Raw genomic sequence first — 1,028 nt, forward strand, 5'->3', positions numbered from 1 at the left:
CCACCACCCCGCCCGCCAACCCCTCGGGACCCGCCGGTGAACACCCCGCCCCCCGACCCCTCCTCGCGCCCCGCCCGCCTCGACGTGGGTGTCGTCGGCGCGGGACGTGTCGGCCCCGCGCTCGCCGCCTCGCTCGCCCTCGCCGGGCACCGCCCCGTCGCCGTCTCCGGCGTCTCCGACGCCTCCCGCAGACGTGCCGCGAGCCTTCTGCCCGATGTCCCCCTCGTCACCCCCGACGAGGTCCTCGGGCGCGCCCAGCTCGTGCTCCTCACCGTTCCCGACGACGCCCTGCCCGGTCTCGTCGCCGGGCTCGTCGAGACCGGCGCGGTCCGCCCCGGCCAGCTCCTCGTGCACACCTCGGGGCGGTACGGGACCAAGGTGCTCGATCCGGTCGTCCGCGCCGGAGGGCTGCCGCTCGCGCTGCACCCGGTCATGACCTTCACGGGCACGCCCGTGGACGTGCAGCGCCTCGCGGGCTGCTCCTTCGGCGTCACCGCGCCCGAGGAACTGCGGCTCGCCGCGCAGGCGCTCGTCATCGAGATGGGCGGCGAGCCCGAGTGGATCGCCGAGGAGGCCCGCCCGCTCTACCACGCGGCCCTCGCCCTCGGCTCGAACCACCTCGTCACCCTCGTCGCCCAGGCCATGGACCTGCTCCGCACCGCCGGGGTCGACGCGCCGGACCGCATGCTCGGACCGCTCCTGGGCGCGAGCCTCGACAACGCGCTGCGCTCCGGGGACGCCGCACTCACCGGACCCGTCTCGCGCGGGGACGCGGGCACCGTCGCCGCCCACATCGAGCAACTGCATGCGCATGCGCCGCAGACCCTCCCCGGCTATCGGGCCATGGCCCGCGCCACCGCCGACCGCGCGCTCAGCCACGGACTCCTCAAGCCGGAACTCGCCGAAGACCTCCTCGACGTCCTCGCCGAGCCCCCGCACCCCCGCACGGACCCGCCGCCCACGGACCCGCCCCGCACGGATCAGCCGCCCACCGACCCCCCACCCACGGACCCCCCGCACTCCGGAGG

At 76.8% G+C, this 1,028-nt stretch carries 1 protein-coding gene; it reads left to right on the forward strand.

Annotated features, from left to right (window positions below; translation table 11 throughout):
- Positions 1-36: 36 nt before the first annotated feature.
- A partial coding sequence (locus IF99_RS0130230; RefSeq protein WP_031001695.1) for a Rossmann-like and DUF2520 domain-containing protein occupies positions 37-1,028 on the forward strand: 992 nt, incomplete at its 3' end.

The organism is Streptomyces sp. NRRL F-5630 (genome assembly GCF_000719475.1).
GTDB lineage: Bacteria > Actinomycetota > Actinomycetes > Streptomycetales > Streptomycetaceae > Streptomyces.